Below are 26,279 nucleotides of genomic sequence, written 5' to 3' on the forward strand. Positions count from 1 at the left end.
TAGCCACCCACTACGAACACCCGCCGCGACCGATTTCGACAGGCCGCCGGCAACGATTGTCCGTTCCGGCGCATATTCGGCGAGCAATGGTGTTGGGTCGTCTGTCATGCCGCCATAGAGATCATCCTCAATCAGGACGACATTGTATTGACGGGCGACGCGCGCGATGGCCTCGCGGCGCGTTGCCGACAGCGTCACCAATGTCGGGTTCTTGGCCGTCGGCATCAGGAACATTATTTTCGGATGTTTTTGCGCACAGACGCGCTCGAAATCATCGGGATCGATGCCTTCGTCGTCCGCCGCCACCAGTGCGGTCCGGCGCCCGATCAGGCCGGCGCTGCGGGAAATCTGCGAGTAGGTGAGGTGCTCGAAGACAACATAGTCGCCGGGAGTGGTGAGCCCCGCAATTGCTGCCATCACCGCGGCATGGGTGCCGAGCGTCGGAACGATGGTATCCGCGGTCGGGCGAAAGGAATTGCGCGACAGCCAGCTTCTGCCTGCCTCAAACCAGCGGTCCGGGAAATCGCGCGTGTAGCTTGAAATCTCGTGCGGATAGTCCTGCGTTGTGCGCGAAAGCACATCGGCGACAATGGCGCCCTGGCCAGTGTCGGGCGCGGCCGTGCTGTCGAGGCGCAGTTTGTCGCGAGGCGCATCGAAGTAGTAGCGCGTGCCTTGCTCGACAGGTTCCAGGAAATCCGGCTTCGCGACATCCAGGCGCTGCGTCAGGACATAGGTTCCGCGCCCAACTTCGCCGCTGACCAATCCGCGCTCCCGCAGCAGCTGATAGGCCCTGCCGACGGTGCCGACGGTCGTGCCGATATCGTATGCCAGATCCCGTTGCGGCGGCAGTTTTGTCCCTGCATCGATCACGCCCCGATCAATGTCCGTTTCAATGGAATCCGCCAACCGCTGATAGAGCGGGCCGGGGCCTGTGGTGAGATCTGGAAGCCAACTTGTCATGGTAACAATTTTCTATATTGCGCCGAAATATGAGTCAATACATATGAAGCATCTGGCAAAAAGGGTACAATCGCAGATATTGGCGGAAAAGCAATGGATACAATCGGCACAATTCGCTATGCGGAAGCTGAGTTACGGACTGCGCGGCCATCAGGTCGGAGGACCTATGTCAATCGTCTCGTCCGCGTGGTCAGGTCGCTCTTCAAGTGGATCGACACCATGGTCGATCGCCGGCGCAGCCGGCTGATATTGCTGGAGATGACCGACGATCAGCTCAAGGATATCGGCGTCTCGCGCTGCGATGCCCACCGTGAGGGTCTGCGGCCGTTCTGGGACTGAAAAGAAGGTCTCAGGAAGCCGTTTTCGTACCTTGATGGACGCCTGGGCTCCTCATCCGCGAGATGCCGTGATCGGCAAGCACGGCGACTACGCACAGCGCGAGAAAAAGCCCGGTGATGCCGAGCGCCGAGACGGCGACGCTGGCCGCGCCGTTCTTGGCGACATCGAGGAACGGGTAGGGCACTTCGCCCGATATCGGCGCCCGCGCCAGTGCATAGGCCAAATAGGCGACCGGATAGATCATCCACCAGGAGATGTCGCGCCACCGCGTCGAGCCATCGGCGCCTGCCACAAGCCACCACAGCACGAACAGCACCGGCGTCACATAGTGCAGCAGGACATCGCAGAGCAGGAACAGGCCCTGCGGCTGCCAAAGCTGCGCCAGGACCGTGGCATAGACGATGAAGACCAGCGTTATGGCAACCGCTACGCCGGCCCGTGTCCGCGGCCCGGCAAAGGCTGGGAACCAGGCGTAGCCACCGGGTGACAGCAGCGAAACATGCACGAGCACGGCGCCGATATTGGTCAGGATGGTGAAGAAGCTGAAATAGAAGACCAGCGAGCCAACAAAACTGCGGCCGGCTTCCATCGACGCCGGAACGGTTATGCAGATTTGCAGGACAAGCCCGGCCAGACCTATGACCAGACCCGCTATCTGCAGCAAGCGGGCCATGACGCTACGCCGCCGTACCGCAGGCCGGGTTGCCTGTCTGCCAGCGCGCGATGTCCGAGCCGATGCGTGCACCGAGCGGCTCGTCCATCAGCGGACCGTAGACGTCGATGCGGCGTGAATTGCCTTGCGCCTGCACGACCAGCAACGGCTTTCCGCCATAGTGTTTGACCGGGACTAGCAGGAAGCGCGGCGTGCCGGTGAACGAATTCAGCTCGTTGGCCATCTGATAGGGCTTGAAGGCAGGATCCTTGTTGGCGATCCAGCATTTGTGGGCGGCGATCGCCACCTGTTCCATGGCAAGCAGCGACGCGCTCTTGCCCGAAGGTGCCGGCGCGTTCTTCGGCTTCGATTGGCAGGAGGCGAGCACAAGGCCGGCGGTGGCGACGAGAGCGAGGCGGGCGATCGTCTGTCTCAGGCTCATGCGGCCGCCCTATTTCGAGTTCGGGAAAAGGATGAATGCTGGAGATATCAAGCGGCGATGCCGAGGGCACTTTCGAACAGTGCCCGGCCGTCGCTGCCGCCATGTGCCGCTTCGATCAGGTTCTCGGGATGCGGCATCAGGCCGAGCACATTGCCCTGGCCGTTGATGATGCCGGCAATGTCGTTGATCGAGCCGTTGGGATTGGTGCCTTCGGCATAGCGAAAAACGACCTGGCCTTCGCCTTCGAGCCTGCGAAGCGTCTCGTCGTCGGCAAAATAATTGCCGTCGTGATGCGCCACCGGCGAGCGGATGATCTGGCCCGGCTGATAGCGGCGGGTGAACATGGTGTTGGCGTTGGCGATCTGCAGCTTGACTTGCCGGCAGACGAATTTCAGCGACGTGTTGCGCATCAAGGCGCCCGGCAAAAGGCCGGCCTCGACCAGGATCTGGAAGCCGTTGCAGACGCCGATGACCATGACGCCCTTGGCTGCTTTTTCAGCCACCGCCCGCATCACAGGCATGCGCGCGGCAATGGCGCCGCAGCGCAGATAGTCGCCGAAGGAGAAGCCGCCAGGGATGGTGATCAGGTCGACATCGGGGATTTCGGTGTCGGTCTGCCAGACCGTGACCGGTGGCATTCCCGAAATCTTGGTCAGCGCCGCGATCATGTCGCGGTCACGGTTGAGGCCTGGCAGGAGGACGACGGCTGATTTCATTTCGGTTCGTAAGGCCTCTGGGCTTCGGCAAGTTCACGCAGGTCTAAGCGGCGTTCGATATGTTCCAGGCGCTCGTCCTGGCGAGCCAGCACGCCGTAGATGTTCTTCACGTCACCCTCGGTGGCAATGAGATGGCCGCGGATAGAGCCAAGCTCGGACTTTACCTCCCCGAGCGTCAAATCCATCCTGTCCAGCCGCGACTGAATGGACTTGAGGACTTCAAATATCAAGCTTCCATCAATCTCGGCCATCTGCCCTCCTGCACAACCTCAGGTAATGGCCACACTATAGTTCTCAATCACCGTATTCGCCAGAAGCTTGTCGCACATCGCTTTGAGATCGGCTTCGGCCTTGGCCCTGTCGCTCTCAGCAAGCTCGACATCGAAAACCTTGCCCTGCCGCACATGGCCGACGCCGTCAAAGCCCATCCCGGACAGCGCATGTTCGATCGCCTTGCCTTGCGGGTCGAGCACGCCGTTCTTGAGAGTGACGGTAATGCGGGCCTTGATCACGCTGGACATGCTCCTGTTCAAAGTGTTGAGCGGCAAAAATCTCAGTGCGGCTTGCCTTTGACGCCATCGGTCGAGGCGACGAGCACTGGTCCGGCGGGACGCGGCGGCTCGTTCTCGTTCATGATGCCGAGGCGGCGGGCGACTTCCTGATAGGCTTCGACCAATCCGCCCATGTCGCGGCGGAAACGATCCTTGTCGAGCTTGTCCTGCGTCGCCACGTCCCACAGACGGCACGAGTCCGGCGAGATCTCGTCAGCAACGACGATGCGCATCATGTCGCCTTCGAACAGGCGGCCGCACTCGATCTTGAAGTCGACGAGCTGGATGCCGACGCCCATGAACAAGCCGGAGAGGAAGTCGTTGACGCGGATGGCCAGCGCCATGACGTCGTCGATCTCCTGAGGACTCGCCCAACCGAAAGCGGTGATGTGCTCTTCAGACACCATCGGATCGTCGAGCGCGTCGGCCTTGTAATAGAATTCGATGATCGAGCGCGGCAGCACCGTGCCTTCCTCGATGCCGAGACGCTTGGCCAGCGAACCGGCGGCGACGTTGCGGACGACCACCTCGAGCGGAATGATCTCGACTTCCTTGATCAGCTGCTCGCGCATGTTGAGCCGGCGGATGAAGTGGGTCGGAATGCCCATCCGGTTGAGATGGTTGAAGATATGCTCGGAAATGCGGTTGTTGAGCACGCCCTTGCCATCGACGATTTCGTGCTTCTTCTTGTTGAAAGCGGTCGCGTCATCCTTGAAGAACTGGATCAGCGTTCCCGGCTCAGGTCCCTCATAGAGGATCTTGGCCTTGCCTTCATAAATGCGGCGGCGATTTTTCATCTGATTTTTCTCTGGATTTCCGGGCAGGCGGCAAACGACCAGTTCCTGTCCGTATGCCTAAATTAGTGCGGCAACGGTAGGGGTTCAATGCCGGTGTCTATCCCAATCGCACTGTTTGCTCAATCGGCAAATCCTTTCAATCAACCGCTTTCCGGAATGAAATGCCGCAGCGCAGCAAGTGATGTAGCATATTGACCGGCCCGCGGCCTTTTGGTTTGTGCTTCGGCAACACATATTCAACCGCCAGCGAATCGGATTTGACCGGAGGGATGCCATGATCGATATGAAAGACCGCGAAGAGGGTTTCGAGCGCAAATTCGCATTCGACGAGGAGCTCCGGTTCAAGGCTTCGGCGCGCCGCAACAAGGCGCTCGGCCTGTGGGCCGCCGAAAAGTTGGGCAAGTCCGGACCCGATGCCGAAGCCTATGCCAAGCAGGTCGTGGTCGCCGACATCGAGGAAGCTGGCGATCACGACGTTTTCCGCAAGATACGCAAGGATTTCGACGAAGCCGGGGTCGACCAGTCGGACCACCAGATTCGCCGCACCATGGACGATCTGATGGCGCAGGCGATTGAACAGATCAAGAACACCTGATCTCTCTCTGAGCCAAATCGACCTGCTGGACCAATCGACCGCCCGGGTAGACCGGGCGGTTTTTCTTTGCCTTTGCAGCCATTTCCGGCTGAATTGCTGCAACCAAAGAGGAAACCGCCTATGTCCCTGAAGTCACGCCTTGCGGCCGATGAAACGTTGTGCACCGCATGGTCCGGCGTGCCTGATGCCCTTACGGTCGAGATTCTTGCCCGACAGGGTTTCGATGCCGTCACGCTCGACATGCAGCATGGCGGGCATCACGAGGACAGTGTGCTGCGCGGCCTTGGGCCGGTGCTGGCCGCCAACAAACCGGCGCTGGTGCGCATTCCGGTCGGCCGCTTCGACATGGCCAGCCGCGCGCTCGATTTCGGCGCTGAGGCGGTGATTGCGCCGATGGTGAATTCTGTGGCGGACGCCAGGCTGTTTGCCGCCGCCATGAAGTACCCGCCGCTCGGCGAGCGCTCATGGGGTCCGACTTATGCCTTTCCGCGCCATGGCAAGGGCGATTATGCCGACTGGCTGCGCGACAGCAACGAGCGCACCATGGCTTTCGCTATGGTCGAGACGCGCGCCGCCCTCGATGCGCTCGACGGCATCCTCGACACGCCGGGTATCGACGGCATCTTCCTCGGCCCATCGGATTTCTCGATTGCCTGGTCGAACGGCGCCACCGTCAACTCGACGCTCGAAAGCATGATGGAAACCGTCGCCTCGATCGCCGAGCGGACACGCAAGGCCGGCAAGCATGCCGCGATCTACGTCGTCGAGCCGGCCATCGCCGGCCGCGTGGTATCGATGGGCTATCGGCTGCTGGCCATGGGCTCCGAGCATGCGCTGATCGGTCTGGGGGCAAAGACCCTGCTGAAGAGCGTCAAGGACTCGATCGGGTCCTAAAGATCCGTCAGGAATTTCGCAAAAGTCATCGATCCTTCGGGCCACGGCCCGAAACCGGAATCCGCATTGAGATGTCCGGCATCGCCGGCGTCGATGAACAGCGAGCCCCAGGCGCCGGCAATGTCCTCGGCGACGCCGAACGCGCAGAACGGGTCGTTGCGGCTGGCGATCACCACCGAAGGGAATGCCAGTGGCTCGCGCGGATAGGGCCCGAAGGTCATCAAGTGCCTGGGTTTTATCTTGGGATTGGCGACGTCGGGCGGCGCCACGAAGAAGGCTCCGGCGACCGGGCGCTGGAACTGCGGCATTGCCTGGATTGCGGCCGCGACCCCAAGCGAATGCGCGACGATGACGACCGGCCGCTCGGCCTCGTTAACCGCCTTCGCCACGCTCGCCGTCCAGTCCTGGCGCACCGGCTTCGACCATTCTGCCTGCTCGACGCGGCGTGCCGTCGACAATTTCGATTGCCAGCGGCTCTGCCAATGGTCGGGACCGGAATTGGTATACCCCGGCACGATGAGAATATCTGCATCTCTGACTTTCATGGCGCGCATGTAGCGAGCACCGTTGCTTCGCGCAACCGTGTCGAGCCGGCCTGGCGATCAAAATGGTGAACACCATGTTCGCTTCTTGCCATCTTGTGTGAACGATCGCGATCGACGATCTGTCGTCGAGAAAGAAACAGCCGTGTAAATGAGGATTTTGGAACTGACACGACGTACAATGGTAGGTGGCGCCGGGCTCCTGGCTTTGGGAATCTCGTCGACGGCCGCCCAAACGGAGAGTTTGATGAGCGAACTGCCTTTTGCCGCCACGACCCCGGTCAGCGTTGCCCGCGTCGGGTTGCGGGCGCGCGATGCCGAAAATCTCGCTGCCTATTATCGCAACGTCGTCGGCCTGCAGGAGCTGAGCCGCGCAGGCGGCACGATTACGCTGGGCGCTGCCAATCGTCCCTTGCTCGACATCGAGGCGGATGCAGTGGCGAAGCCCGACGATCCGCGCAGTGCCGGCCTCTTCCACACTGCCTTCCTGCTGCCCAGCCGGGCCGATCTCGGCCGTTGGATCAACCACGCCATCGCCAACAAGATCGGCATCGAGGGCGCTTCCGACCATCTGGTCAGCGAGGCGCTTTACCTGACCGACCCTGAAGGCAATGGCATCGAGATCTATGCCGACCGCCGCCGTGAGGACTGGAAATGGAATGGCGACAAGATAGCGATGGCGACCGAACGGCTGAACATCTCCTCTGTCGTTGCCGAAGTGCCGGCCGGCGATGCCGGCTGGCAGGGTGCGCCGGACAACAGCATCATCGGACATGTCCATCTGCGCGTCGGCAGGCCGGAAGACGCCGAAGCCTGGTGGCATCAGGAATTCGGCTTCGACGCAGTGGCGAAATATGGCAGCGCGGCGGTGTTCTTGTCGTCAGGCGGCTACCACCACCATATCGGCGCCAATGCGTGGCAGAGTGCCGGTGCCGGCCGACGCGATCCTTCTCGGTCCGGTCTAGCCTGGGTGGAAATGCGTTCAGACAATGTGACTGACGCAACGACCCGTGAGGACCCATGGGGAACGGTGATCAGGACCGTTCCAGGCAAGGCTTGAGCGTTTTGGAAGCCTGTTAGAGCCGGGCTTTTTCCAACAAGCGACCGAGCATGAGCAGGCCCGCCGGCCAAAGGCCGAGGCGGGTCTCGTTTCCCATATGGCCGAGATCGCCGGCATCGGCGAGGTCCGCGCCCCAGGCCGCGGCGAAGGCCGTCGCCTGGTCGAAGGTGACGCGCGGATCGGTGCGGCTGGCCACCACCAGGGTCGGGAAAGGCAAGCGTTTCAACGGCATCGGCGCAAAGGGACGAACAAGGTCGAAGGACGGATCAGGGTCCTCGACATTGGTTGCGGCAACCAGCAACGCGCCCGCAACCTTGTTGAGCTGGCTTTCGCTGGCGCCGGCTGCCCATTTCACCGCCGTCGCCACCGCCAGCGAGTGTGCAAGCAGCACCACGCGCCGAGGTGCTGCGGCAATCGCGGCGTCCACCCGGCCAATCCAGTCCTCGGGGCTCGGCCTGTCCCATTCGGCCTGCAGCACGCGGCTCGAATTGGGGAGTGCCCGGCACCAATGCGACATCCAGTGATCTGGCCCGGAATTACCGCGCCCCGGCAGGGCGAGAAAATCGAATTCTCCAGCCGCCGAAATCATCACGCTTCTCCGAACACCCGCTTGAAGATCGTGTCGACATGCTTGGTATGATAGCCAAGGTCGAATTTTTCACGGATCTCGGCTTCGGGCAAGACTGCGGTGACCTCCTTGTCGGCGAGAAGTTCTTCAAGGAAATCAGCGCCTTGCTCCCAAACCTTCATGGCGTTACGCTGCACCAGCCGGTAGGCATCCTCACGGCTGACGCCCGCCTGGGTCAGCGCCAGCAGCACGCGCTGCGAATGCACGAGGCCGCGGAACTTGTTCATGTTCTTCAGCATGTTGTCGGGATAGACGAGCAATCTGTCGATGACACTGGTCAGCCGCGACAGCGCGAAATCGAGCGTCACCGTCGCATCCGGGCCGATCATGCGCTCGACCGACGAATGCGAAATGTCGCGCTCGTGCCAGAGCGCCACGTTCTCCATCGCCGGCAGCGCGAAGGAACGCACCATGCGGGCAAGCCCGGTGAGGTTTTCGGTCAGCACGGGGTTGCGCTTGTGCGGCATCGCCGACGAGCCTTTCTGTCCGGGCGAAAAATACTCTTCCGCCTCCAGCACCTCGGTGCGCTGCAGATGGCGGATTTCTGTCGCCAGCCGTTCGATCGACGAGGCGATGACACCCAGCGTCGCGAAGAACATCGCATGACGGTCGCGCGGGATCACCTGCGTCGACACCGGCTCCGGCTTCAATCCGAGTTTCTTCGCCACATGCTCTTCGACATAGGGGTCGATATTGGCGAAGGTGCCGACAGCACCTGATATGGCGCACGTCGCAATGTCTTCACGCGCGTGCACCAGCCGCTCGCGGCAGCGCGAGAATTCAGCATAGGCCTGCGCCAGCTTGACGCCGAAGGTGGTCGGCTCGGCATGGATACCGTGGCTGCGGCCGATGGTGACGGTATCCTTGTGTTCGAAGGCGCGACGCTTGAGCGCCGCCAGCAGCGCGTCGATGTCGGCCAAAAGGATGTCGCTGGCGCGACTGAGCTGCACGGCAAAGCAGGTGTCGAGAACGTCCGAGGAGGTCATGCCCTGATGGATGAAGCGGGCATCCGGCCCGACGAATTCGCTGAGATGGGTGAGGAAGGCGATGACGTCGTGCTTGGTGACGCGCTCGATCTCATCGATGGCCTCGACGTCGAACTTCGCCGCCCCGCCCTTTTCCCAGATGGTCTTGGCGGCCTCCTTCGGGATCACGCCGAGCTCGGCCAATGCGTCGCAAGCGTGGGCCTCGATCTCGAACCAGATGCGGAACCGGGTTTCGGGCGACCAGATGGCCACCATTTCCGGCCGGGAGTAGCGAGGGATCATCGGTCAGTCCTGACTTGCGAGGGCGTTCGACCGCGTCCTAACAGAGGCTGACAAAATGCTCAACGCTGCTGCCGCGCAAACCAGATGCTGGCGAGAGCGAGCGCTATGAAACCGAGCGGAAAATAAAGCCGGATGCCCAGGACGACGAATTGATAGAACGCCGTCGCCACAGTGTGCACGAACTGGATGGACCAGGCGATGGTCAGCGCGGGTTCATGCCACTGGGCATAGTAGGAACGGTATTGCAGCGCAAAGAGCCCGCCGGTGAAGCTGATCGTCGCGACGAGAAGACAGACAAACGCGGCCGCCAAGGCGACTTCCCAATGCCGTCCGAGCGAGACGAGCCGCGCCAGGAACAGGCCAACCGGAAAGGCGAGCGCACCGCCTGCCGCATAGAGCAACGAGACGAAGCGGATCTTTGCCGGGGTCTCCCAGTCGTCCAGCAGCAGATTGACAAGCGCGCTGGCGCCCATCGCTGCGGCCCACAGCAGGGCGCCACAGGCCGCGGCGCCCGGCGATGGCAAGGCCGCCTTGCGGATGCGATCCCGGACGCGGTTGCGTATGACGGGGAGCGGCGTCACAGCCGGCCGGTCACCGCGATCCAGCGATAGTCCGGCCCTTCGAAGCCATATTGGCGCACCGCAATCAGCACGGCGTAGGCGCTGAGGCCTTGCAACGAAAATGTCTGCACTGCACCAATGCGGTAGCCGTTCGGGCAGCCTCTGCTTTTGGGGATCGACTTGTCCTCGTGCAGAAGCTCAGTCTTGCCGCCGTCTTTTGCCTCGATGCGCAGCAGGCGAAAGCCGTTGACCTCGCCCAGGCTCTGGCAGCTTTCGGTATCGTTCATGCCGATCTCGTCGAGCCGGAATTCGAGCGGATCGTCGACCGGCGAGAAGATCGGCCGCGGGTTGACCACCATGCGGAACGGATCGGCCGAGAGTTCGGTCACCGGGTTGAAGCCGGCGGTGATGCCGCGGTTCGCGGTCAGTTCCGCCTGCTTGATGATGGCTTCGCCTTTCTGCCGGGCGGCAACGCGCGCTGCCTCAAGCGTTGCGTTCTCGTCGTCAAGCCGCACCCTGATCGGTGTGCCCTTGAGAAAACTATCGTCGGCCATGTTGATATAATAGCGATTGGCATAGGGGAATCCCGATCCATCCTGGACGCCATACTCCTCGAAGGCGAAGGCGCCGCCATCCCCAGTGAAGCCAAGGATTTCAAGCTCGGCGACATCGCCGGCATGCGCGGAGAGCGAAGTCGTAAACTGGGCAAGGAGGGAAACGGCAAACAGGACAAGAATTCGCATGGTGTTACTCCCGGCAGCCAAGGTCGATTCATCACTATCACGACGCTGTCAAGACGTCGTGCGGTCTGAAACGCAACGCCGATGCATCCAATCGTGCCGTCATTTGTTATTGTCGGCAGCTTTAAATGGAGACCTCACCATGACCGATGCAGCCAAGATTCGCCAACACATGGAAGTGATCGGCGCCGACGGCGTCCATGTCGGCACCGTCGACAAAGTTGAGGGACAAAGAATCAAGCTGACCAAGCGTGACAGCGGCGAGGGCGCTCATAGGGGCCATCATCACTTCATTCCGCTCAGTCTCGTTGCCGAGATCGAGGGTCAGAAAGTGCGGCTGTCGGCAAATTCGGATGTCGCGGTCACCTTCGAGGAAGAAAAATCCGACCCCACCTGATCACGGCCATTTGATTACGGCCCATTTGATTACGGCAGCGCGCATTCAGCGCGACGACCAGACCGGAAACAGGTCGCCTTTGGCAGGCGTCGCGGCAAAGACGCCGCGGCTGATGGCACGCGCCATGGTGGCGCCGGCCGCTGCGTAGAGGTCGATGGCGTCGTTGGGCGCCAGCTCGATGCCGCTCTTGCCGGTCGCCAGCGCGAAAACCAGATCCCCGTCGGCCGGCGTGTGTGTCGGCCAAATGGCGTGGACGAAGCCGTCATGCGCTGATATCGCCAGGCGTTTGGCGGCAGCCTTGGTGAGAACGGCATCCGTGGCGATGACGGCGATGGTCGTGTTGCCGCCGACCTCCGTCCGTGTCCCAACATGCTTGTCGCGAAACTTCAGCAGGATCCTTTTCGCGTCCTCCGGCATCGGCGAGGGATAGCCAAGCCCGCCGAACTCGTCGCCGATCTCGAAGCGCGCTGCCCAGAAGTGCCTGCTACGGGCGATCGTCACCGACCCGGTCGGGTTGACGGCGGCAAGCGCGCCGATGGTGACGCCGCTGTCGAGCACCGTCGAGGCCGATCCGAGGCCGCCCTTGAGGCCGGAACTCAGAGCACCGGTGCCCGCGCCGACCGTGCCGAGCGGAAAGTCGCTGCTGACAGCCTGTGCCGCCTCATAGCCGAGATCGCGATAGGGCGGATAGCGGCCCCAATCCTTGTCGCCGCCATTGCGCAGGTCGAACAGGATGGCCGCCGGGACGATCGGCACGCGAAAGCCGCCGACCTCCACTCCAACGCCGTTTTCGCGCAGCGCCGCCTGCACGCCGGAGGCGGCATCGAGACCGAAGGCCGAGCCGCCCGAAAGCACCACGGCATGGATCGCCTCGATCGAATTGTGTGGCTCGAGCAGGTCGGTCTCGCGAGTGCCCGGCGCACCGCCCAGGATCTGCACACCGGCCACCGCCGGTTCGTCGCAGACGACGGTGGTCACCCCGGATTTCAGCCTCGCATCGGAAGCGTTGCCGACACGCAGGCCGGCGACATCGGTGATGAGATTGCGCGGCCCTGTACGAAACATCATTGGTCCTCGATCGGCACGAACCGGACGCCGTTGAAACGGAAGACCCGATAGAGGTTCTCGGTCAAGTCGCCCTTGCCGTCAAAGCGGACGGGCCCGATCGCGGTGCTGAAGTCATGCGCGGTGAGCGCATCGGCCAATGGCTTGCTGGAGGTTTCCGCCAGCGCCGAGGCCGCCTTGGCGATCTCGACCGCCGCATAGGCCGGCAGCGTGTAGCCGTCGGACACGATCTCTCGGGCGGCAAACGCCTCCAGCACCTTGGGGTCGGCGACATCGGCCCATTCGGGCGGCGCGATCATCAGCGTGCCCTGGGCATAAGGCACGTCGCCGGGCAGTGTGCGCAGTGTTTCGCCTCCGGCAAAAATGATGCCGGCATCGAGCTGGCCGGCGTCGCGGCCCATGATGGCGACGTCGCTGCCATCGCCGCCGGCGAAGACATGCGTTGCGCCGGCTTTCCTCAGCCGCCCGATCAGTCCGATCTGGTTATCGAGCTGCGGCCGGAACGTGTCGACGAACACTGGCTTCAGCGCCGCCTGTTCGGCTGCCGCCCGAAGCGTCTCGGCGATCTCGCGGCCGTAGATGGTGCCGTCGTCGACGACGGCGAACAGCTCGTTCTGCCACAGCCGTGTGAGGATGGTGGCGACGGCGTTGCGCTCGTCGTCGCCGCGCGGCCCGAGACGAAAGACCGGCCAGCCGGTCTTGGCGCGCCGGTCGGTCAGGCTTTCGGTGCGCACCCCGACGGTGATGACGGGTATGCTGGCCTCCTTCAGGATGGGCAGCGCCGCCTCGATCGCCTCGGTGCAGAGGAAACCAACGACCACGCCGACTTTCGCCGCGGCGAATTCCCTGGCTGCGGCAGCCCCGCCATCTGCCGTGCAGCCGTCGTCGACCATCTTGAGCTGGACACCGTTCGCCTCTGCCGCCAAGCCGGCGCCCGCCTCGATCTGCTTGCCGAGGATCGCCGACGGTCCGGACAGTGGTGCGGCGACGCCGACCAGCAACGTTCCAGCGTTCGCATCACCGGCGAGAGACAGCCAGGCCAGCACCGCTATTGTCGTTGTCGTGGGTCGCATGCGAGCGAAGAATTCCTCCGCGCCGGTCGCGTGTTTGCCGGCGCCACTTCCTGCCAAGACCTAAAGGCTGGCTAGCTTCCACGCAACACGCGAAATTCAGGATGCATGTCAACCACTTCGCTTGTGGCATGCAATATGCCGCCATATATAACGGTTGGGTTCACCTCGCTTCAAACCAATGGAAATCGCCGGTGCTGAAGAAGAACGACATAGGGCCGCAGGCCTATCGCGACGCGATGAGCCATTTTGCCGGCCACGTCCATGTGGTCACCACCGATGGCCCCAGTGGCAGGCGCGGTGCGACGGTCATTGCGGCCTGTTCGGTCTCGGACACGCCGCCGACCATCCTGGTTTGTCTCAATAGCGAAAATCCCAAGAACGAGCCGTTCGTCAGGAACGGCAAGTTCGCCTTGAACACGCTGGCTTCGCACCAGGAGGCGTTGGCGGTCGGCTTTTCCGGTCTCACAGGCCTGCCGGTCGAGGAACGTTTCGCGCTGGGCGAGTGGGACGTGATCTCGACCGGTGCGCCGACGTTGAAGGGCGCGCTTGCCGTGTTCGACTGCGAACTGATCGACATCAAGGATCTGGCCACCCACCGTGTGCTTTTTGGCAAGGTGACAGGCCTGCGCATCGGCGATAATTTGCGGCCGCTGATCTATCACGACCGCGACTACCACGTTCTGTGACGGGTATGGTTGCACTCACGGAGAGAGCATGACCGAGTTGAAACCGCGTCCCGCGCCGCGGACGATCGACGAGACGCTCGATCTCCTGACCGGCGCGGACTATGTGGCGGATCGGTCGTTGGCGACCGTGCTGTTTTTATCGCTGCGCATGAAACGGCCGCTGTTCCTCGAAGGCGAGGCCGGTGTCGGCAAGACCGAGATCGCCAAGGTGCTGGCGCAAGCGCTCGGCCGCCGGTTGATCCGCCTGCAATGCTATGAAGGCCTCGATGTCTCGTCGGCCGTCTACGAGTGGAACTACGCCGCGCAGATGATCGAGATCCGCATGGAGGAGGCGGCCGGCAAGGTCGATCGCTCCGACATGGAGCGCAACGTCTTTTCCGAAAAATACCTGATCCGCCGCCCGGTGCTCGACGCGCTGACCGGCAAGGCGGGCGCCGCTCCGGTCTTCCTGATCGACGAGCTAGACCGCACCGACGAGGCCTTCGAGGCATTCCTGCTCGAGATCCTCTCCGACTTTCAGGTGACAGTGCCCGAACTCGGCACGATCAAGGCGGAGGAGTCGCCGATCGTCATCATCACCACCAACCGCACCCGCGAGATCCACGACGCGTTGAAGCGGCGTTGCCTCTATCACTGGGTCGATTATCCCAATGCCGAGCGCGAATTGGAGATCGTGCGCAGAAAAGTGCCGCAGGCCAACAGCCGGCTGTCGGCGGAGGTGGTTTCGTTCATCCAGAAGCTGCGCCAGATTGAGCTGTTCAAGGTGCCGGGTGTCGCCGAGACCATCGACTGGGCCGGCGCGCTGACCGAACTCGACAAAGTGGCGCTCGATCCGGAAACCGTTTCCGACACGATCGGCGTGCTGCTGAAATACCAGGACGACATTGCCCGTATCGAGCAGGGCGAAGGCCGGCGCATCCTCAACGAGGTGAAGGCCGAGCTTTCGGCGGCGGAGTAGGGCGATGGCAACGTCGCGTCCCGAACCGAAAGAGGCCACGCCGGACGGGCGGATCGCCGACAACATCGTCTATTTCGCCCGCACCCTGCGCAAGGCCGGCATGCGGGTCGGCCCGGCCTCAGTCAAAGACGCGATCGAGGCGGTGCTGTTCGCCGGCATCGGTTCCCGCGACGATTTTTACTGGACGCTGCATGCCGTTCTGGTCTCGCGGCATGAGGATCACCCCACCTTCGACGAGACGTTCCGGCTGTTCTGGAAATCGCACGAGCTGATCGAAAAGATGCTGGCGATGTTTTCGCCGGTGGCGCCCGACATTAGAGAGAAGCAGAAGCCGCGCGCCGCGGAAAACCGCGTCAGCCAGGCGATGTTCGAGGGTCATCAGAAGAACCAGCCGGTGCAGGAAATCCCCGAGATCGAGGTCGACGCCCGCTTCACCTTTTCCGGCAACGAGGTGCTGAGGGGCAAGGATTTTGCCCAGATGAACGCCGCCGAGATGACTGACGCCAAGAAGGCGATCGCCGAGTTGCGGCTGCCCTTCGACATGGTCAGGACACGGCGCTTCAAATCCAATGCGCATGGCCGCCGCATCGATCCGCGCGCCATGATGCGCTCGGCCGCGCGCACTGGCGGCGAACTGATCCTGCCGAAATTCCGGTCACCGCGCGAGGTTCACCCGCCGCTGGTCGTGCTTGCCGATATTTCCGGTTCGATGAGCCAGTACACGCGCATCTTCCTGCATTTCCTGCATGCGCTGACCGAAAAGCGCCGGCGCGTGCACGCTTTCGTTTTCGGCACCAGGCTGACAAATCTGACGCGGCAGATGCGCCATCGCGATCCCGACGCGGCACTCGCCGATTGCTCGGCGACGGTGAAGGACTGGTCGGGCGGCACCCGCATCGGCGATACGCTGGCCGAATTCAACCGGCTGTGGTCGCGGCGTGTGCTGGGGCAGGGCGCTGTCGTTCTCCTGATCACCGATGGGCTGGAGCGCGACGACGTTGCCGGCCTGTCGGAGGAGATGGAGCGTCTGCACAAATCCTGCCGGCGGCTGATCTGGTTGAACCCGCTGCTGCGCTTTGACGGCTTCGAGGCCCGCGCCCGTGGCGTCAAGGCGATGCTGCCGCATGTCGACGAGTTCCGCTCGGTGCACAATCTCGATGCGCTCGCCGACCTCTGCGCGTCGCTGGACAAGAAGTCGGCGCGCTCCGTCGACCCACGCCGATGGATTGAGGGTGGCGCGAGAAGCGCCGCATAGCCATATGTTTTCTCCGGGAGAAACGGTGATGGAAAGCAGTATTTATCTCGACGAGGCACGCGATCCGCTGATCATCGCGGAAGGCTGGATGAAGGACGGCAAGCATGTCGCCATTGCCACTGTGGTCGAGACCTGGGGCTCGGCGCCGCGTCCGGTCGGCAGCCATCTTGTCATCGACGCGGACGGCAATTTCCACGGCTCCGTCTCTGGCGGCTGCGTCGAAGGCGCGGTGGTGACCGAGGCGGTCGACGTCATCGACAGCGGCAAGGCTAAGATGCTGGAGTTCGGCGTCGCCGACGAAACCGCCTGGCAGGTCGGCCTGTCCTGTGGTGGGCGCATCAAGGTCTATGTCGAGCGGTTGGGTTAGAAGCATGATCCCGAACCGAAGGTCCGCGTCAGCGAAAAGTGGGAACCGGTTTTCGGACAAGATCATGCTCAAACAAGAGATCTTTTGATGGATCCATTCGCCTTAAAGACGCTGAACGCCGAACGCCGCGCCCGCCGCGCGGCGATCCTGGTCACCGATCTCGGTGACGGCCGCGATCGCATCGTGCGCGAAGGCGATCAGGTTGCCGGCGAATTGGGCGCTGCAATTGCCAAGGCGTTTCGATCAGGCAATTCCGGGTCGGTCGAGGCGGAAGGACGAACCTTCTTCCTCAATGCCTATCTGCCGCAGCCGCGCCTGTTGGTGATCGGCGCCGTTCATATCAGCCAGGCACTGGCACCGATGGCCAAGATCGCCGGCTATCCCGTCGAGATCGTCGATCCGCGCACGGCCTTTGCCACAGCAGACCGCTTTCCCGATGTGGCGCTGCATGCCGAATGGCCGGAGGACATCCTGAAACGCCAGCCGCTCGACAGCTATACGGCGCTGGCCGCCGTCACCCATGATCCGAAGATCGATGACTTCGCTCTGAAGGCGGCGCTCGACGCCAACTGCTTCTATGTCGGGGCGCTCGGCAGCCGCAAGACCCATGCTAAGCGCGTCGAACGCCTGCTGGCATTGGGCGCGACCGCCGACCAGATCGCCCGCATCCACGCGCCGATCGGCTTGGACATCGGCGCCGCGAGCCCGGCCGAGATCGCGGTAGCGGTGCTGGCACAGGCGATCCACGCCTTTCGCTCGCGTGGCCTCGAAGCCAAGGATGCGGTGGCGTGAAATTCGGCCCGATCCCGATCGACACGGCCGAGGGTGCGGTGCTGGCGCATGCCACCACGGCCGGAGAACGGCGCTTCCGCAAGGCGCACAAGCTGAGCGCCGACGATGTGTCTTTGCTCAGGGCAGCAGGGATTTCGGAGGTTGTCGCGGCTGTTCTTGCTCCCGACGATTTAAGCGAGGACGCTGCCGCCGAAAAAATCGCCGAAAGCATGATCCACCGCAACATTGAGGCTAAGCCTGCTGCGACCGGACGGGTCAATCTCCATGCTCAAGCGGCCGGCATCTTCACCGTCGATGCGGCGATGATCGACGCCATCAACGCCGTCGATCCGACCATCACCATCGCCACCTTGGCGCAGCACGCGCCGGTCGAAAAGGGCCAGATGGTCGCGACGGTGAAGATCATTCCCTTTGCCGTTGCCTCGGTCTTGGTCGATGCCGTGACAAAAATCTGCGCCGGCGGCGAGATCATCGCCGTCAATGCCTATCAGCCGGTGCGTGTCGGCGTCATCCAGACGGTTCTGCCCGGCATCAAGCCGAGCGTGCTCGACAAGACTTTGCGTGTCACCGAAGCCCGCCTGGCGCGTTCCGGCGGCCGGCTGACGGCGGAGCGCCGCACGCCGCATGAAATTGGCCCCGTTGCGGAAGCTGCGGCCTCGCTGGCGCGCGACAACGACATGGTGGTGATCTTCGGCGCTTCGGCGATGAGCGATTTTGGCGACGTCGTCCCGGCGGCGATCGAGAAGGCCGGCGGCATCGTCATCCGCGCCGGCATGCCGGTCGATCCCGGCAATCTGCTGGTGCTCGGCACGCTTGGCGGCAAGCGCATTATCGGTGCGCCTGGCTGCGCCCGCAGCCCTAAGGAAAATGGCTTCGACTGGGTTCTCGACCGGCTGATCGCCGGTCTCGAGGTGACGGCCAAGGATATTGCCGGCATGGGGGTCGGTGGTCTGTTGATGGAAATCCCGACGCGGCCGCAGCCGCGCGAGCCGCTGCCGGCCAGGGCCGAATTGAAGGTCGATGTCGTGCTGCTGGCCGCTGGCCGCTCCAGCCGAATGGGCGGCCCGAACAAGCTGCTGGCGCTGTTCGACGGCAAGCCGCTGGTGCGCCGCACCGCCGAGCGCGCGCTCGACTCGAAAGCCTCTGATACAATCGTCGTCACCGGCCATCAGCGCGAGCGGGTGCGGACGGTATTGTCGGGCCTCGACGTGACCTTCGCCGACAATCCGGATTTCGCTGACGGCCTGTCTTCATCGCTGAAGGCCGGCATCGCGCGGGTCAGCGGCGAAGCCGCCGGCGCCATGATCGTTCTCGGCGACATGCCGGGCGTTTCGTCGGCCGACCTCGACAGGCTGATCGACGCATTCCGCAAGTCCGAGGGCCGATCGGTCGTGCGTGCCTCGCATGAGGGAAAGCGCGGCAATCCGGTGCTGTTGCCGCGCTCGCTGTTTGCGGCGATCGCTCATCTCGAAGGCGATACCGGCGCACGCCATCTGGTCGAGGCCGAAGGGCTTGATGTCGTCGATGTCGAGATCGGCAAGGGGGCGTCCATCGATGTCGACACCCGCGAGGCTCTGGAAGGTGCCGGCGGCGTGCTGCAGGATTGACAAACCGAAGCCCAAAAACGAAGCCTGGGGGCATGGCTATTCGTACCGTCCTACCCCCCTCTGGCCTGCCGGCCATCTCCCCCTCAAGGGGGGAGATTGGCAGCGTCGATGCCGGCCCTCACTTTATAAGGCCGACGATTGGCGAAAGCTGGCGCGATATTCAATCTCCCCCCTTGAGGGGGAGATGGCCGGCAGGCCAGAGGGGGGCCTGCGCCCTGCTGATTTCGATGTTTTTCTTGTTTTCCTTCGCCGCTTACGCCGATGCCATCGAATTGAAGCCCTTCAAGGACGATCTGTTCGCTTATCCGGCCATCCTCTCGTCCTCAAACAACGGCGCCTATACGGTCATCGACTATCGTGAACTGCGCGATATCAACGCCCGCGACGAAATACCGGAGCGCCGCGCGCAGGCGCAGTATGTCGACACCAGTGTGCGCAAGGTGCAGCAGGATCTGCTGCTGAAGACCGACGCCGGCACTGTCCGCCACGTCGCCGTCGGCCGCACGCAAGGCGCCTCGATCATCTTGCTTTACCTGCACGGGCAGGGCGGCAGCCGCAAGCAGGGCGTCGACGACTTCACCTTCGGTGGCAATTTCAACCGCATCAAGAACCTGATGGCCGGCAATGGCGGCCTCTATCTCAGCCCGGATTTCTCCGATTTCGGCGACACGGGTGCTGCCCAAATCGCCGCGCTGATCGGCCACTATGCCGAACAGTCGCCGGCCGCGAAAATCTTCGTTGCCTGCGGCTCGATGGGCGGCACATTGTGCTGGAAGCTGGCCGCCCGCAAGGATATGGGCGGCCGCATCGACGGGTTGCTGCTGCTCGGCTCGCTGTGGGATGAAACTTTCTTCTCCAGCCCCGCCTTCAAGCGCCGCGTTCCGGTTTTCTTTGGCCAGGGCAGCAAGGACCCGGTGTTTCCAGTCGAGAAACAGGAAGCCTTCTTCCGTTCGATACTGGCCAAATCGAAAACTTATCCGGCCCGCTTTGTCCGCTTCGAGACCGGCACGCACGGCACGCCGATCCGCATGACCGACTGGCGCGGCACGCTCAACTGGATGCTGTCGAAGGCCCCTTAAGGCGCGGTGTTGTAGTCCACCACCGTCTGCGGGTTGATCTCGCCGTCATAGGAGGCGTCGACATCGTACTGCACCAGCGAGAAATTGCCGTTGCGAAACAGATAGGTCCCGGCTGACGAGGCGTCACCGACGCCGCGCCACTTGTTGAGGGACGAGATCGTCTTGGTGGCGTCGTCATATGCGGAATTGACCAGCTGGTCGTCGGTCTCGAAGCCGATGACGTTGATCGCCTCGACCTTACCCTCGCTATCGTTGTTCTCATAGTGGATATCGAGCTCCGGCGAGGCGAACTGCAACTGCCGGACACCGGATACATCATCCGCGATGTAGTAGACGGCACTCTCATTGTAGGCAGCCATCGAGCAGAAGAAGCGGAATAGCCGCGTCTCGCGTTCTGGCTCGTCGGCCTCGGCGCCGGCATCCTTGTAGCGGAGGGAGTAGGCATCCGGCTCTCCCAAAGGCTCGCCGCCAGGCATTTCCTTGTCGCATTGTTCGCCATAGGTCGCCGCAAACGCCTTCTTGGCCTGCTCCAGCGCCGCATCCTTCTTCGGCGGCGGTGGTCCGTCGCCGCAGCTTTCCGGCACCGCGTCCTCGAAATTGGCCTTCGACGGCTTCAGCGCGCCCTTGTCGATGAAGATCGGGCGAAATGGCGGCTCCTGGATCTGGGCATTGACCTGCCGCAACGTGTAGCAACCGGCAAAGATATTTTCGCTGCCGTCCTTGGCCGTCGCCCGGATGGCAACCGGAACATTGTAATAGATGCTGCCGGCCGCACCGTCGTCCGATACGGCGCCGGTTTTGACGTCGACCCTTTCGGTGCCGTCATAGCCCTTGACGAACGCGTCGAAATCCTTGGCCGGCTTGGTGTCGCCGAAATAGTCCCAGGCGCGCGCGAATTCTTGCCGGTTGATGGCACTGTAGAGCGAGCGGATGACCGCTTCGGCGTCCGACCTGTCATCGACATAGGGCGCTTCGGCGGCGAGCACTGGCTGGCCTGTCACGGCCAGGGAGAAAAAAGCGGTCGCTGCGAAAAGGGCGCTTCTCATCGGGAATCTCCACCAGATGGGAAATCCTATCATACCGATTGCGGCGACGTGGTGACGCTTGAAGAATCGGCTGCGAAGGCGCTACGTCCCGCCGTCGGCGTTCCCGCCGGATAGGAGATTCACGTGACCATATCGATGTACGAAGCGTCTGTGCCGGTGTTTTCGGCCAGGTTGAAGGCGCTATCCAACGTGCTGAGCATCGCCGAGCAGAATGCGCTCGACCGGAAGATCGATCCGCAGGTGTTTTTGACGTCGAGGCTGGCGCCGGACATGTACGCGCTGACGAGACAGGTGCAGATCGCCACCGACCACGCCAAGGGCGCTCCATCGCGGCTCGCCGGCCGCGAGGTGCCCAAATACGAGGACACCGAGGCGAGCTTTGCCGATCTCCAGGCGCGTATCACCAAGACCCTCGATCTTCTGGCGACGTTCTCCGCTGCCGAATTCGATGGCTCCGATGACAGAATGATCGAGCTGAAGCTTGGCCAGCGCGAATTCTCGATGGCCGGCATGGAGTATCTGCTGCATCTCGCCATGCCCAATTTCTATTTCCACCTGACCACCGCCTACGACATCCTGCGCCACAATGGCGTGCCGCTGAGCAAAGCGATTTTCATGGGATCGCGTTGAAGAATGGCGAGGAGATATCCCGGTCGAGCCGGGATATCGTACGATCTGGCTTGTGTGAGGACATTTCGCGGGCGACGCGCGGGAAGTCGGCTGGTTTGATGCCGATATCCGCACGGTCGGCATTGCTCATCGAATGAAGCAGCGCCAGAGCCGCGCGGTAGCGCAGACGTTCCTGCGGACGCGGACGGGCGAACATTTCAGTGAGGAAACCCATGATTCAAGCCCCTGGTTGGTCCTCCCCGAGTCGCAATATAGGCAAATCATGACAATTGTGCAGTGCAGCATTTGCATGGCAGCCATGCTGCGCAGGCTTTTTTATCACAATCGACTTGACCGGTGAAACTTCCGGCGCGGGCTAACCGTATAGCTGAACGCTGGCACAGGGCCGGTTTTTCCTCGCCATTCCTGGCGAAATTCCGGACTGCATGAGAATGCAGTCCGGCTTTTTGTTGGCTGCTGCATTTGGCTGGATTTCACGGAAAAGTCGCCGGTCGATTGGCGGTGGGCTTGGAGACAGCCCGCGCCTTCCTATATGCTGCGGCTTCCTCCCGCGCAGTCGCGCAATGCTTTCCCGACGGAGAAAAATTCCATGCACAAACGCCGCCTCGGTCGGACCGATCTTCTTGTTTCCCAGATTTGCTTGGGATCGATGACCTGGGGCCAGCAGAACACCGAAGTGGACGGCCACGCCCAGATGGATCTGGCCTTTTCGCGCGGCGTCAACTTCATCGACACTGCCGAGCTTTACCCGATCCCGCCCAAGGCGGAGACGCAAGGCTGGACCGAGAAGATCATCGGCAGCTGGATGAAAGCTCGGGGCAACCGCGATCAAGTGATTCTCGCCTCGAAAGTGGTTGGCCGCACCGCCAATGCATGGTTCCGCGGCGGGCGCCCGTCGAAGCTGGTGCGCGCCGACATTTTCGATGCCGTCGAAAAATCGCTGACCAGGCTCAACACCGACTATCTCGATCTCTATCAGATCCATTGGCCGGAACGGGACGTGCCGTGGGGTGCCAACCCGAACCGTATCGGCGCCGTGGCGCCACGGGCCGATTCCGTTGGCGCGCCGGCCGGCGAGACGCCGATCGCGGAGACGCTCGCCGTCTTCGACGAATTGGTGAAGGCAGGAAAAATCCGCCATTTCGGCCTGTCGAACGAAAGTTCCTGGGGCGTCATGCGGTTCGTCGCCGAAGCCGACAAGGGCGCCGGTCCGCGCCTGGTGTCGCTGCAGAACGCCTATAATTTCGTCAACCGCAGCTTCGAGGTGAATCTCGCCGAAGTCTGCGAGCGCGAACAGGTTTCCCTGCTCGCCTATTCGCCGCTGGGACAAGGCTACCTGACCGGCAAATACGATCATGGCGCACGGCCGCTGGGCTCGCGCTCGCAGCTTTTCAATCGCGGCCAGCGCTACGAGGCCCCGAACGCCGCGGAAGCGCAACTTGAGTACAACGAGCTGGCGCGCTCTTTCGGCATGGAGCCGGCTTTGTTTGCCAACGCCTATGTCACGAGCCGGCCTTTCGTCGCCTCGAGCATCATCGGCGCGACGACCCTTTCCCAGCTCGAAATGGCGCTGTCTTCCGCCGATGTCGTCTGGACCGAGGACATGCAGAAGGCGGTCGATGCAATCCACCAGCGTGTCGGTAACCCGTGTCCGTGAGCAGACTTCCGGCTCTGTAAAGTGTGATTACCCAATAATTACAATAGGGGGAGAAAAAAGTGAATTTTCCAATCGAGGTCGTGCGTGAGAAATTTCCGGCACTGTCGCTGACCGATAAGGGCCGTCGCCGCATCTATCTCGACAACCCTGCTGGCACGCAGGTGCCGCAAGCGGTTGCCGACGCGGTGTCGCGCTGCCTGCTGACCACCAACGCCAATCTCGGCGGCTTCTTCGAAACCACGATCGCGGCGCAACAGGTTGTCGACGACGCCCATGCGGCGATGGCCGATTTCCTGGGGGCTGCAAGCCTGCAGGACATCATCATCGGCGCCAACATGACGACGCTGACCTATCACATGTCGCGCACGCTCGGCCGCACGATGAAACCGGGCGACGAGATCATCCTCACCCGCATGGATCACGAGGGCAACGTATCGCCGTGGCTGCAGCTGGCTGAAGACGTTGGTCTTGTCGTGCGCTGGCTGGCTTTCGACGAGCAGAGTTGGCAGATCGAGGAGGCGGCGCTTGCCGCATTGCTCACCGACAGGACGCGACTGGTCGCCTTGAATTATGCCAGCAATCTGACCGGCTCGATCAACCGGGTGAAGGCGCTGACCGGCATTGCCAAGCAGACCGGTGCGCTGGTCTATGTCGACGCCGTGCAGTTCGCGCCGCACGGCCTGATCGACGTCAGGGATCTCGGCTGCGATTTCCTGATCTGCTCGGCCTATAAATTCTTCGGCCCGCATGTGGGAATATTGTGGGGCAGGCTGGATGTCATCGATGCCCTGAAACCGTACAAATGCCGCTGTTCGTCCGACGCCCTGCCGGAACGGTTCGAACTCGGCACGCCGCAGATCGAGCTGATGGCCGGACTGACGGCCGCGGTCGATTACTTTGCAGAGCTGGGAATTGCAGCAGGCGACGGCAGTTCACGCCGCGCCAGGATCGCCAAGGCGTTCGAAGCATCAATAGCTTACGAAAACCCGTTGACTCAAAGGTTGATCGACGGGCTTTCGGCTATTTCAGGCCTGGTCGTCCACGGCATCACCGATCCGGCGCGTGTCGGAGAGCGCGTGCCGACGGTCTCTTTCACCGTCGACGGTATCGTGCCGGAAACGATCGTGCGGCAGATGAATGCGGAAAACATCTTCCTGTGGTCCGGCCACAACTATGCTTGGGAGATCGTCCACCAGCTCGGCATCCCGGCCGAGCAGGGCGTCGTGCGCATCGGCATCGCTCACTACAATACGGCGGCCGAGATCGAAGAGACGCTGGAGAGCGTGCACCGTGTCATCGCCATGCTGCGACAGGAGCGATGCTGACGCGACATTCGGCTGATATCACCGCTTCCTGCCGCCACCGAAGCCGGTGAGGAACGCAGTAAGGTTGTCGCCGAGTTCGTCGCAGAGATAGCCGCCTTCCTGCACGATGACCGTCGGCAGGCCGAGCCCGGCGATGGCCTCGCCGATGCGCGAGAAGCCCGGTGTCGTCACCGATAGCCCGCCGAACGGATCGCCCTCGAAGGCGTCGAGGCCGAGCGCCACCACAAGTGCTTCGGGCGCAAAGGCGCGAATGCGCTGGAAAGCCACGTCCAGCGCTTCGAGAAACGCCGCATCGCCGGATTTGCGTGGCAGCGGCAGGTTGAGATTGTAGCCGAGGCCTAGCCCTTCGCCGCGCTCGTCGGCATGGCCCCAGAAGAATGGATAGAAACGCGCCGGATCGGCATGCAGCGAGACGGTGAGCACGTCCGGCCGCACATAGAAAACGCCTTGCGTGCCGTTGCCGTGATGCAGGTCGACGTCGAGGATCGCCACCCGCGCTGCATTCTTCCGGAGCGCCTGTGCCGCGACCGCTGAATTGTTGATGAAGCAGAAGCCGCCGGCGACATCGGCAAAGGCGTGATGGCCCGGCGGTCGGCACAGCGCATAGGCGGCCGGCGCGCCCGCCATGACAACCTCAGCGGCTTCGACCGCGCTCCAGGCGCTCCACAGCGCGCTCCGCCAGGTCTCACCGGAGATCGGGCAAGCCGTGTCGGCCATGTGGTAGCCGGCCTGGCCGACCGCCGAGGCCGGATAGGAGCCGTTTCGCGCGATCGGGTGAATGTTGGGGATCACTTCCGCCGAAGCGCCCTCGATGCGCTGCCAGCGCGCGAAAATGTGCTCGAGAAAATCGAGATATTCGGGCGTATGCACCGCAGCAACCGGGCCAAGCCCGTGATTTTTCGGCCGTTCGATCGTGCAGCCGACGGCCTTTGCGCCGGCGAGCAGCCGTTTGACGCGTTCCGGTTTTTCCGGATTGGGCTTTTGGGCGCCGCTGGAGAGGAACGCCTTGGGATCGTGGTGCTTCTGTTCTTCGGCATAGAAGGCTTTCATCTTGGCTCCTCATCCTCGGGCGTATCGGCGAAGGCGTAGAACGCGTCGCCGACGATCTTCTGCACCTGCTCGTAGCTCGACCAGGCAATGCCTAGCCTTTCGTAGAAGGCCTTGGCGGTTTCATTGTCGGTGTCGACGGACAGTCTGAGGTAGGCGCCGCCGTCCTTCCGGCATTGCGCCGCGGCACGCCGCAGAAGACGTTCACCGATCTTGCGGCCGCGAAACCGGTCTTCGACATAGAGGTCCTGCACATAGACGCCGGGCCGCCCCATCCAGGTCGAGAAGATCGGGAAATGCAGGCACAGGCCGGCGAACTCGCCGCCGACCTCCGCAATCAGCGTCGAGAAGGCAGGTTTTTCGCCAAACCCATAGGTGCGGAGGTCTTCGGCCGTAGAAGTGATTTCCTCGGGCGCGCCGATATGGGCGCCAAGCCGCAGGATCGCGGCATGGATGGTTTCAACGTCCTCGACGGTGCCGGGCCGGATGATGATGTTTTTGGAGGCTGGATTGGCAATTGTCACGACAAGCGAGGCGGCAAGAGGGGAGTG

Annotated in this window: 33 protein-coding genes; 15 read left to right on the top strand and 18 right to left on the bottom strand. The window is 62.5% G+C overall.

Annotated elements, in window-relative coordinates:
- On the bottom strand, positions 1 to 960 hold a 960-nt coding region (locus tag EN885_RS31145; RefSeq protein WP_164897954.1), incomplete at its 3' end, for a PLP-dependent aminotransferase family protein.
- Positions 961 to 1,053: 93 nt separating this feature from the next.
- Here EN885_RS31145 and EN885_RS31150 point away from each other — a divergent pair.
- Complete coding sequence (locus tag EN885_RS31150; RefSeq protein ID WP_095489567.1) at positions 1,054 to 1,299, top strand: DUF1127 domain-containing protein; 246 nt, start codon at positions 1,054 to 1,056, stop codon at positions 1,297 to 1,299.
- A 10-nt stretch (positions 1,300 to 1,309) separates the two neighbouring features.
- On the opposite strand, the gene EN885_RS31155 is transcribed toward EN885_RS31150, so the two are convergent.
- Genes EN885_RS31155 through purC form a run of 6 tightly spaced genes read right to left on the bottom strand, consistent with a single transcriptional unit; the run spans position 1,310 to position 4,457 of the window.
- A complete protein-coding gene (locus EN885_RS31155) occupies positions 1,310 to 1,972 on the bottom strand; it encodes a Pr6Pr family membrane protein (protein ID WP_126106802.1) in 663 nt (220 codons plus the stop codon).
- 4 nt (positions 1,973 to 1,976) lie between these two features.
- On the bottom strand, positions 1,977 to 2,393 hold the full coding sequence (locus EN885_RS31160; RefSeq protein ID WP_095489565.1) for a hypothetical protein: 417 nt from the start codon (positions 2,391 to 2,393) through the stop codon (positions 1,977 to 1,979).
- Between the two features lie 47 nt (positions 2,394 to 2,440).
- Positions 2,441 to 3,109: a phosphoribosylformylglycinamidine synthase subunit PurQ gene (purQ, locus tag EN885_RS31165; protein ID WP_095489564.1), complete on the bottom strand. Its 669-nt coding sequence runs from the start codon at positions 3,107 to 3,109 to the stop codon at positions 2,441 to 2,443.
- Positions 3,106 to 3,360 (bottom strand): hypothetical protein, encoded by a 255-nt coding sequence (locus EN885_RS31170; RefSeq protein ID WP_091591367.1) that lies wholly within the window; start codon positions 3,358 to 3,360, stop codon positions 3,106 to 3,108. Before EN885_RS31170 ends, purQ begins: the two co-directional genes overlap by 4 nt.
- 18 nt (positions 3,361 to 3,378) lie before the next feature.
- Positions 3,379 to 3,621: a phosphoribosylformylglycinamidine synthase subunit PurS gene (purS, locus tag EN885_RS31175; protein ID WP_095489683.1), complete on the bottom strand. Its 243-nt coding sequence runs from the start codon at positions 3,619 to 3,621 to the stop codon at positions 3,379 to 3,381.
- Positions 3,622 to 3,662: 41 nt separating this feature from the next.
- Positions 3,663 to 4,457, bottom strand: coding sequence for a phosphoribosylaminoimidazolesuccinocarboxamide synthase (purC, locus tag EN885_RS31180; RefSeq protein WP_023674725.1), 795 nt, complete (start codon positions 4,455 to 4,457; stop codon positions 3,663 to 3,665).
- 274 nt (positions 4,458 to 4,731) lie between these two features.
- Between purC and EN885_RS31185 the strand changes: the two genes are divergently transcribed.
- On the top strand, positions 4,732 to 5,052 hold the full coding sequence (locus EN885_RS31185) for a DUF1476 domain-containing protein (protein ID WP_095489563.1): 321 nt from the start codon (positions 4,732 to 4,734) through the stop codon (positions 5,050 to 5,052).
- Positions 5,053 to 5,172: 120 nt separating this feature from the next.
- Positions 5,173 to 5,946, top strand: coding sequence for an HpcH/HpaI aldolase/citrate lyase family protein (locus EN885_RS31190; RefSeq protein ID WP_095489562.1), 774 nt, complete (start codon positions 5,173 to 5,175; stop codon positions 5,944 to 5,946).
- On the opposite strand, the gene EN885_RS31195 is transcribed toward EN885_RS31190, so the two are convergent.
- Positions 5,943 to 6,491: an alpha/beta hydrolase gene (locus EN885_RS31195; protein ID WP_095489682.1), complete on the bottom strand. Its 549-nt coding sequence runs from the start codon at positions 6,489 to 6,491 to the stop codon at positions 5,943 to 5,945. The two genes, EN885_RS31190 and EN885_RS31195, sit on opposite strands and share 4 nt — an antisense overlap.
- A gap of 244 nt (positions 6,492 to 6,735) precedes the next feature.
- On the opposite strand from EN885_RS31195, the gene EN885_RS31200 reads away from it, so the two are divergent.
- Complete coding sequence (locus EN885_RS31200; protein WP_128242072.1) at positions 6,736 to 7,548, top strand: VOC family protein; 813 nt, start codon at positions 6,736 to 6,738, stop codon at positions 7,546 to 7,548.
- Positions 7,549 to 7,564: 16 nt separating this feature from the next.
- Here EN885_RS31200 and EN885_RS31205 read toward each other — a convergent pair whose 3' ends face one another.
- Genes EN885_RS31205 through EN885_RS31220 form a run of 4 tightly spaced genes read right to left on the bottom strand, consistent with a single transcriptional unit; the run spans position 7,565 to position 10,747 of the window.
- Positions 7,565 to 8,137, bottom strand: coding sequence for an alpha/beta hydrolase (locus EN885_RS31205; RefSeq protein ID WP_095489560.1), 573 nt, complete (start codon positions 8,135 to 8,137; stop codon positions 7,565 to 7,567).
- On the bottom strand, positions 8,137 to 9,444 hold the full coding sequence (gene purB, locus EN885_RS31210; protein ID WP_126106797.1) for an adenylosuccinate lyase: 1,308 nt from the start codon (positions 9,442 to 9,444) through the stop codon (positions 8,137 to 8,139). The genes EN885_RS31205 and purB overlap by 1 nt, the downstream gene beginning before the upstream one ends.
- A gap of 59 nt (positions 9,445 to 9,503) precedes the next feature.
- The gene (locus EN885_RS31215; RefSeq protein ID WP_164897955.1) at positions 9,504 to 10,025 is read right to left on the bottom strand and encodes a hypothetical protein; all 522 of its coding nucleotides are present in this window, start codon (positions 10,023 to 10,025) and stop codon (positions 9,504 to 9,506) included.
- Positions 10,022 to 10,747, bottom strand: a complete 726-nt coding sequence (locus EN885_RS31220; protein ID WP_128242071.1) for a DUF2259 domain-containing protein — start codon at positions 10,745 to 10,747, stop codon at positions 10,022 to 10,024. Before EN885_RS31220 ends, EN885_RS31215 begins: the two co-directional genes overlap by 4 nt.
- A gap of 139 nt (positions 10,748 to 10,886) precedes the next feature.
- On the opposite strand from EN885_RS31220, the gene EN885_RS31225 reads away from it, so the two are divergent.
- Complete coding sequence (locus tag EN885_RS31225; RefSeq protein WP_095489556.1) at positions 10,887 to 11,141, top strand: DUF2171 domain-containing protein; 255 nt, start codon at positions 10,887 to 10,889, stop codon at positions 11,139 to 11,141.
- Between the two features lie 45 nt (positions 11,142 to 11,186).
- On the opposite strand, the gene EN885_RS31230 is transcribed toward EN885_RS31225, so the two are convergent.
- Both EN885_RS31230 and EN885_RS31235 read right to left on the bottom strand, forming a co-directional pair.
- Complete coding sequence (locus EN885_RS31230) at positions 11,187 to 12,206, bottom strand: P1 family peptidase (protein ID WP_128242176.1); 1,020 nt, start codon at positions 12,204 to 12,206, stop codon at positions 11,187 to 11,189.
- Positions 12,206 to 13,279 carry a branched-chain amino acid ABC transporter substrate-binding protein gene (locus EN885_RS31235; protein ID WP_128242070.1) on the bottom strand — a complete coding sequence of 358 codons (1,074 nt, stop codon included), beginning with the start codon at positions 13,277 to 13,279 and terminating at the stop codon, positions 12,206 to 12,208. Before EN885_RS31235 ends, EN885_RS31230 begins: the two co-directional genes overlap by 1 nt.
- Before the next feature lie 191 nt (positions 13,280 to 13,470).
- Between EN885_RS31235 and EN885_RS31240 the strand changes: the two genes are divergently transcribed.
- The 7 genes from EN885_RS31240 (at position 13,471) to EN885_RS31275 (ending at position 20,023) form a co-directional block, all read left to right on the top strand.
- Positions 13,471 to 13,965, top strand: coding sequence for a flavin reductase (locus EN885_RS31240; RefSeq protein WP_095489679.1), 495 nt, complete (start codon positions 13,471 to 13,473; stop codon positions 13,963 to 13,965).
- A gap of 28 nt (positions 13,966 to 13,993) precedes the next feature.
- On the top strand, positions 13,994 to 14,923 hold the full coding sequence (locus EN885_RS31245) for a MoxR family ATPase (RefSeq protein WP_126106794.1): 930 nt from the start codon (positions 13,994 to 13,996) through the stop codon (positions 14,921 to 14,923).
- A gap of 4 nt (positions 14,924 to 14,927) precedes the next feature.
- Positions 14,928 to 16,178 (top strand): VWA domain-containing protein, encoded by a 1,251-nt coding sequence (locus EN885_RS31250; protein ID WP_128242069.1) that lies wholly within the window; start codon positions 14,928 to 14,930, stop codon positions 16,176 to 16,178.
- A gap of 28 nt (positions 16,179 to 16,206) precedes the next feature.
- On the top strand, positions 16,207 to 16,545 hold the full coding sequence (locus EN885_RS31255; RefSeq protein WP_128242068.1) for an XdhC family protein: 339 nt from the start codon (positions 16,207 to 16,209) through the stop codon (positions 16,543 to 16,545).
- A gap of 87 nt (positions 16,546 to 16,632) precedes the next feature.
- Entirely contained in the window at positions 16,633 to 17,337 is a 705-nt protein-coding gene (locus tag EN885_RS31260; protein ID WP_127205228.1) for an XdhC family protein, read from the top strand.
- Complete coding sequence (locus EN885_RS31265; RefSeq protein ID WP_128242067.1) at positions 17,334 to 18,944, top strand: molybdopterin-binding/glycosyltransferase family 2 protein; 1,611 nt, start codon at positions 17,334 to 17,336, stop codon at positions 18,942 to 18,944. The genes EN885_RS31260 and EN885_RS31265 overlap by 4 nt, the downstream gene beginning before the upstream one ends.
- Before the next feature lie 227 nt (positions 18,945 to 19,171).
- Positions 19,172 to 20,023: an alpha/beta hydrolase gene (locus EN885_RS31275; protein WP_128242066.1), complete on the top strand. Its 852-nt coding sequence runs from the start codon at positions 19,172 to 19,174 to the stop codon at positions 20,021 to 20,023.
- Here the strand turns inward: EN885_RS31275 and EN885_RS31280 are convergent.
- Positions 20,020 to 21,069 (bottom strand): DUF1176 domain-containing protein, encoded by a 1,050-nt coding sequence (locus EN885_RS31280; RefSeq protein WP_128242065.1) that lies wholly within the window; start codon positions 21,067 to 21,069, stop codon positions 20,020 to 20,022. The two genes, EN885_RS31275 and EN885_RS31280, sit on opposite strands and share 4 nt — an antisense overlap.
- 123 nt (positions 21,070 to 21,192) lie before the next feature.
- Between EN885_RS31280 and EN885_RS31285 the strand changes: the two genes are divergently transcribed.
- On the top strand, positions 21,193 to 21,699 hold the full coding sequence (locus EN885_RS31285; protein ID WP_128242064.1) for a DUF1993 family protein: 507 nt from the start codon (positions 21,193 to 21,195) through the stop codon (positions 21,697 to 21,699).
- On the opposite strand, the gene EN885_RS31290 is transcribed toward EN885_RS31285, so the two are convergent.
- Positions 21,683 to 21,913 (bottom strand): hypothetical protein, encoded by a 231-nt coding sequence (locus tag EN885_RS31290; RefSeq protein ID WP_164897953.1) that lies wholly within the window; start codon positions 21,911 to 21,913, stop codon positions 21,683 to 21,685. The two genes, EN885_RS31285 and EN885_RS31290, sit on opposite strands and share 17 nt — an antisense overlap.
- Before the next feature lie 375 nt (positions 21,914 to 22,288).
- Here EN885_RS31290 and EN885_RS31295 point away from each other — a divergent pair, with 375 nt between their 5' ends.
- Together EN885_RS31295 and EN885_RS31300 are read left to right on the top strand one after the other, a co-directional pair.
- On the top strand, positions 22,289 to 23,356 hold the full coding sequence (locus EN885_RS31295) for an aldo/keto reductase (RefSeq protein WP_128242063.1): 1,068 nt from the start codon (positions 22,289 to 22,291) through the stop codon (positions 23,354 to 23,356).
- Positions 23,357 to 23,415: 59 nt separating this feature from the next.
- Positions 23,416 to 24,681, top strand: coding sequence for a cysteine desulfurase-like protein (locus tag EN885_RS31300; protein ID WP_128242062.1), 1,266 nt, complete (start codon positions 23,416 to 23,418; stop codon positions 24,679 to 24,681).
- Between the two features lie 18 nt (positions 24,682 to 24,699).
- On the opposite strand, the gene EN885_RS31305 is transcribed toward EN885_RS31300, so the two are convergent.
- Together EN885_RS31305 and EN885_RS31310 are read right to left on the bottom strand one after the other, a co-directional pair.
- On the bottom strand, positions 24,700 to 25,731 hold the full coding sequence (locus tag EN885_RS31305) for a histone deacetylase family protein (RefSeq protein ID WP_128242061.1): 1,032 nt from the start codon (positions 25,729 to 25,731) through the stop codon (positions 24,700 to 24,702).
- Entirely contained in the window at positions 25,728 to 26,246 is a 519-nt protein-coding gene (locus tag EN885_RS31310) for a GNAT family N-acetyltransferase (RefSeq protein WP_164759176.1), read from the bottom strand. Before EN885_RS31310 ends, EN885_RS31305 begins: the two co-directional genes overlap by 4 nt.
- Positions 26,247 to 26,279 lie beyond the last annotated feature (33 nt).

Source organism: Mesorhizobium sp. M6A.T.Cr.TU.014.01.1.1 (assembly GCF_004022765.1).
GTDB lineage: Bacteria > Pseudomonadota > Alphaproteobacteria > Rhizobiales > Rhizobiaceae > Mesorhizobium > Mesorhizobium mediterraneum.

What these genes read in the sequence shown, in the direction of transcription:
- EN885_RS31255 (WP_128242068.1), top strand. Translation starts at nt 16,207, where the DNA reads ATGGAAAGCAGTATTTATCTCGACGAGGCACGCGATCCGCTGATCATC.
- purC (WP_023674725.1), bottom strand. Translation starts at nt 4,457, where the DNA reads ATGAAAAATCGCCGCCGCATTTATGAAGGCAAGGCCAAGATCCTCTAT.
- purQ (WP_095489564.1), bottom strand. Translation starts at nt 3,109, where the DNA reads ATGAAATCAGCCGTCGTCCTCCTGCCAGGCCTCAACCGTGACCGCGAC.
- EN885_RS31150 (WP_095489567.1), top strand. Translation starts at nt 1,054, where the DNA reads ATGGATACAATCGGCACAATTCGCTATGCGGAAGCTGAGTTACGGACT.
- EN885_RS31245 (WP_126106794.1), top strand. Translation starts at nt 13,994, where the DNA reads ATGACCGAGTTGAAACCGCGTCCCGCGCCGCGGACGATCGACGAGACG.
- EN885_RS31170 (WP_091591367.1), bottom strand. Translation starts at nt 3,360, where the DNA reads ATGGCCGAGATTGATGGAAGCTTGATATTTGAAGTCCTCAAGTCCATT.
- EN885_RS31230 (WP_128242176.1), bottom strand. Translation starts at nt 12,206, where the DNA reads ATGTTTCGTACAGGGCCGCGCAATCTCATCACCGATGTCGCCGGCCTG.
- EN885_RS31235 (WP_128242070.1), bottom strand. Translation starts at nt 13,279, where the DNA reads ATGCGACCCACGACAACGACAATAGCGGTGCTGGCCTGGCTGTCTCTC.
- EN885_RS31220 (WP_128242071.1), bottom strand. Translation starts at nt 10,747, where the DNA reads ATGCGAATTCTTGTCCTGTTTGCCGTTTCCCTCCTTGCCCAGTTTACG.
- EN885_RS31155 (WP_126106802.1), bottom strand. Translation starts at nt 1,972, where the DNA reads ATGGCCCGCTTGCTGCAGATAGCGGGTCTGGTCATAGGTCTGGCCGGG.
- EN885_RS31185 (WP_095489563.1), top strand. Translation starts at nt 4,732, where the DNA reads ATGATCGATATGAAAGACCGCGAAGAGGGTTTCGAGCGCAAATTCGCA.
- EN885_RS31260 (WP_127205228.1), top strand. Translation starts at nt 16,633, where the DNA reads ATGGATCCATTCGCCTTAAAGACGCTGAACGCCGAACGCCGCGCCCGC.
- purB (WP_126106797.1), bottom strand. Translation starts at nt 9,444, where the DNA reads ATGATCCCTCGCTACTCCCGGCCGGAAATGGTGGCCATCTGGTCGCCC.
- EN885_RS31190 (WP_095489562.1), top strand. Translation starts at nt 5,173, where the DNA reads ATGTCCCTGAAGTCACGCCTTGCGGCCGATGAAACGTTGTGCACCGCA.
- EN885_RS31305 (WP_128242061.1), bottom strand. Translation starts at nt 25,731, where the DNA reads ATGAAAGCCTTCTATGCCGAAGAACAGAAGCACCACGATCCCAAGGCG.
- EN885_RS31160 (WP_095489565.1), bottom strand. Translation starts at nt 2,393, where the DNA reads ATGAGCCTGAGACAGACGATCGCCCGCCTCGCTCTCGTCGCCACCGCC.
- EN885_RS31195 (WP_095489682.1), bottom strand. Translation starts at nt 6,491, where the DNA reads ATGAAAGTCAGAGATGCAGATATTCTCATCGTGCCGGGGTATACCAAT.
- EN885_RS31290 (WP_164897953.1), bottom strand. Translation starts at nt 21,913, where the DNA reads ATGGGTTTCCTCACTGAAATGTTCGCCCGTCCGCGTCCGCAGGAACGT.
- EN885_RS31280 (WP_128242065.1), bottom strand. Translation starts at nt 21,069, where the DNA reads ATGAGAAGCGCCCTTTTCGCAGCGACCGCTTTTTTCTCCCTGGCCGTG.
- EN885_RS31225 (WP_095489556.1), top strand. Translation starts at nt 10,887, where the DNA reads ATGACCGATGCAGCCAAGATTCGCCAACACATGGAAGTGATCGGCGCC.
- EN885_RS31205 (WP_095489560.1), bottom strand. Translation starts at nt 8,137, where the DNA reads ATGATTTCGGCGGCTGGAGAATTCGATTTTCTCGCCCTGCCGGGGCGC.
- EN885_RS31295 (WP_128242063.1), top strand. Translation starts at nt 22,289, where the DNA reads ATGCACAAACGCCGCCTCGGTCGGACCGATCTTCTTGTTTCCCAGATT.
- EN885_RS31250 (WP_128242069.1), top strand. Translation starts at nt 14,928, where the DNA reads ATGGCAACGTCGCGTCCCGAACCGAAAGAGGCCACGCCGGACGGGCGG.
- EN885_RS31275 (WP_128242066.1), top strand. Translation starts at nt 19,172, where the DNA reads ATGTTTTTCTTGTTTTCCTTCGCCGCTTACGCCGATGCCATCGAATTG.
- EN885_RS31200 (WP_128242072.1), top strand. Translation starts at nt 6,736, where the DNA reads ATGAGCGAACTGCCTTTTGCCGCCACGACCCCGGTCAGCGTTGCCCGC.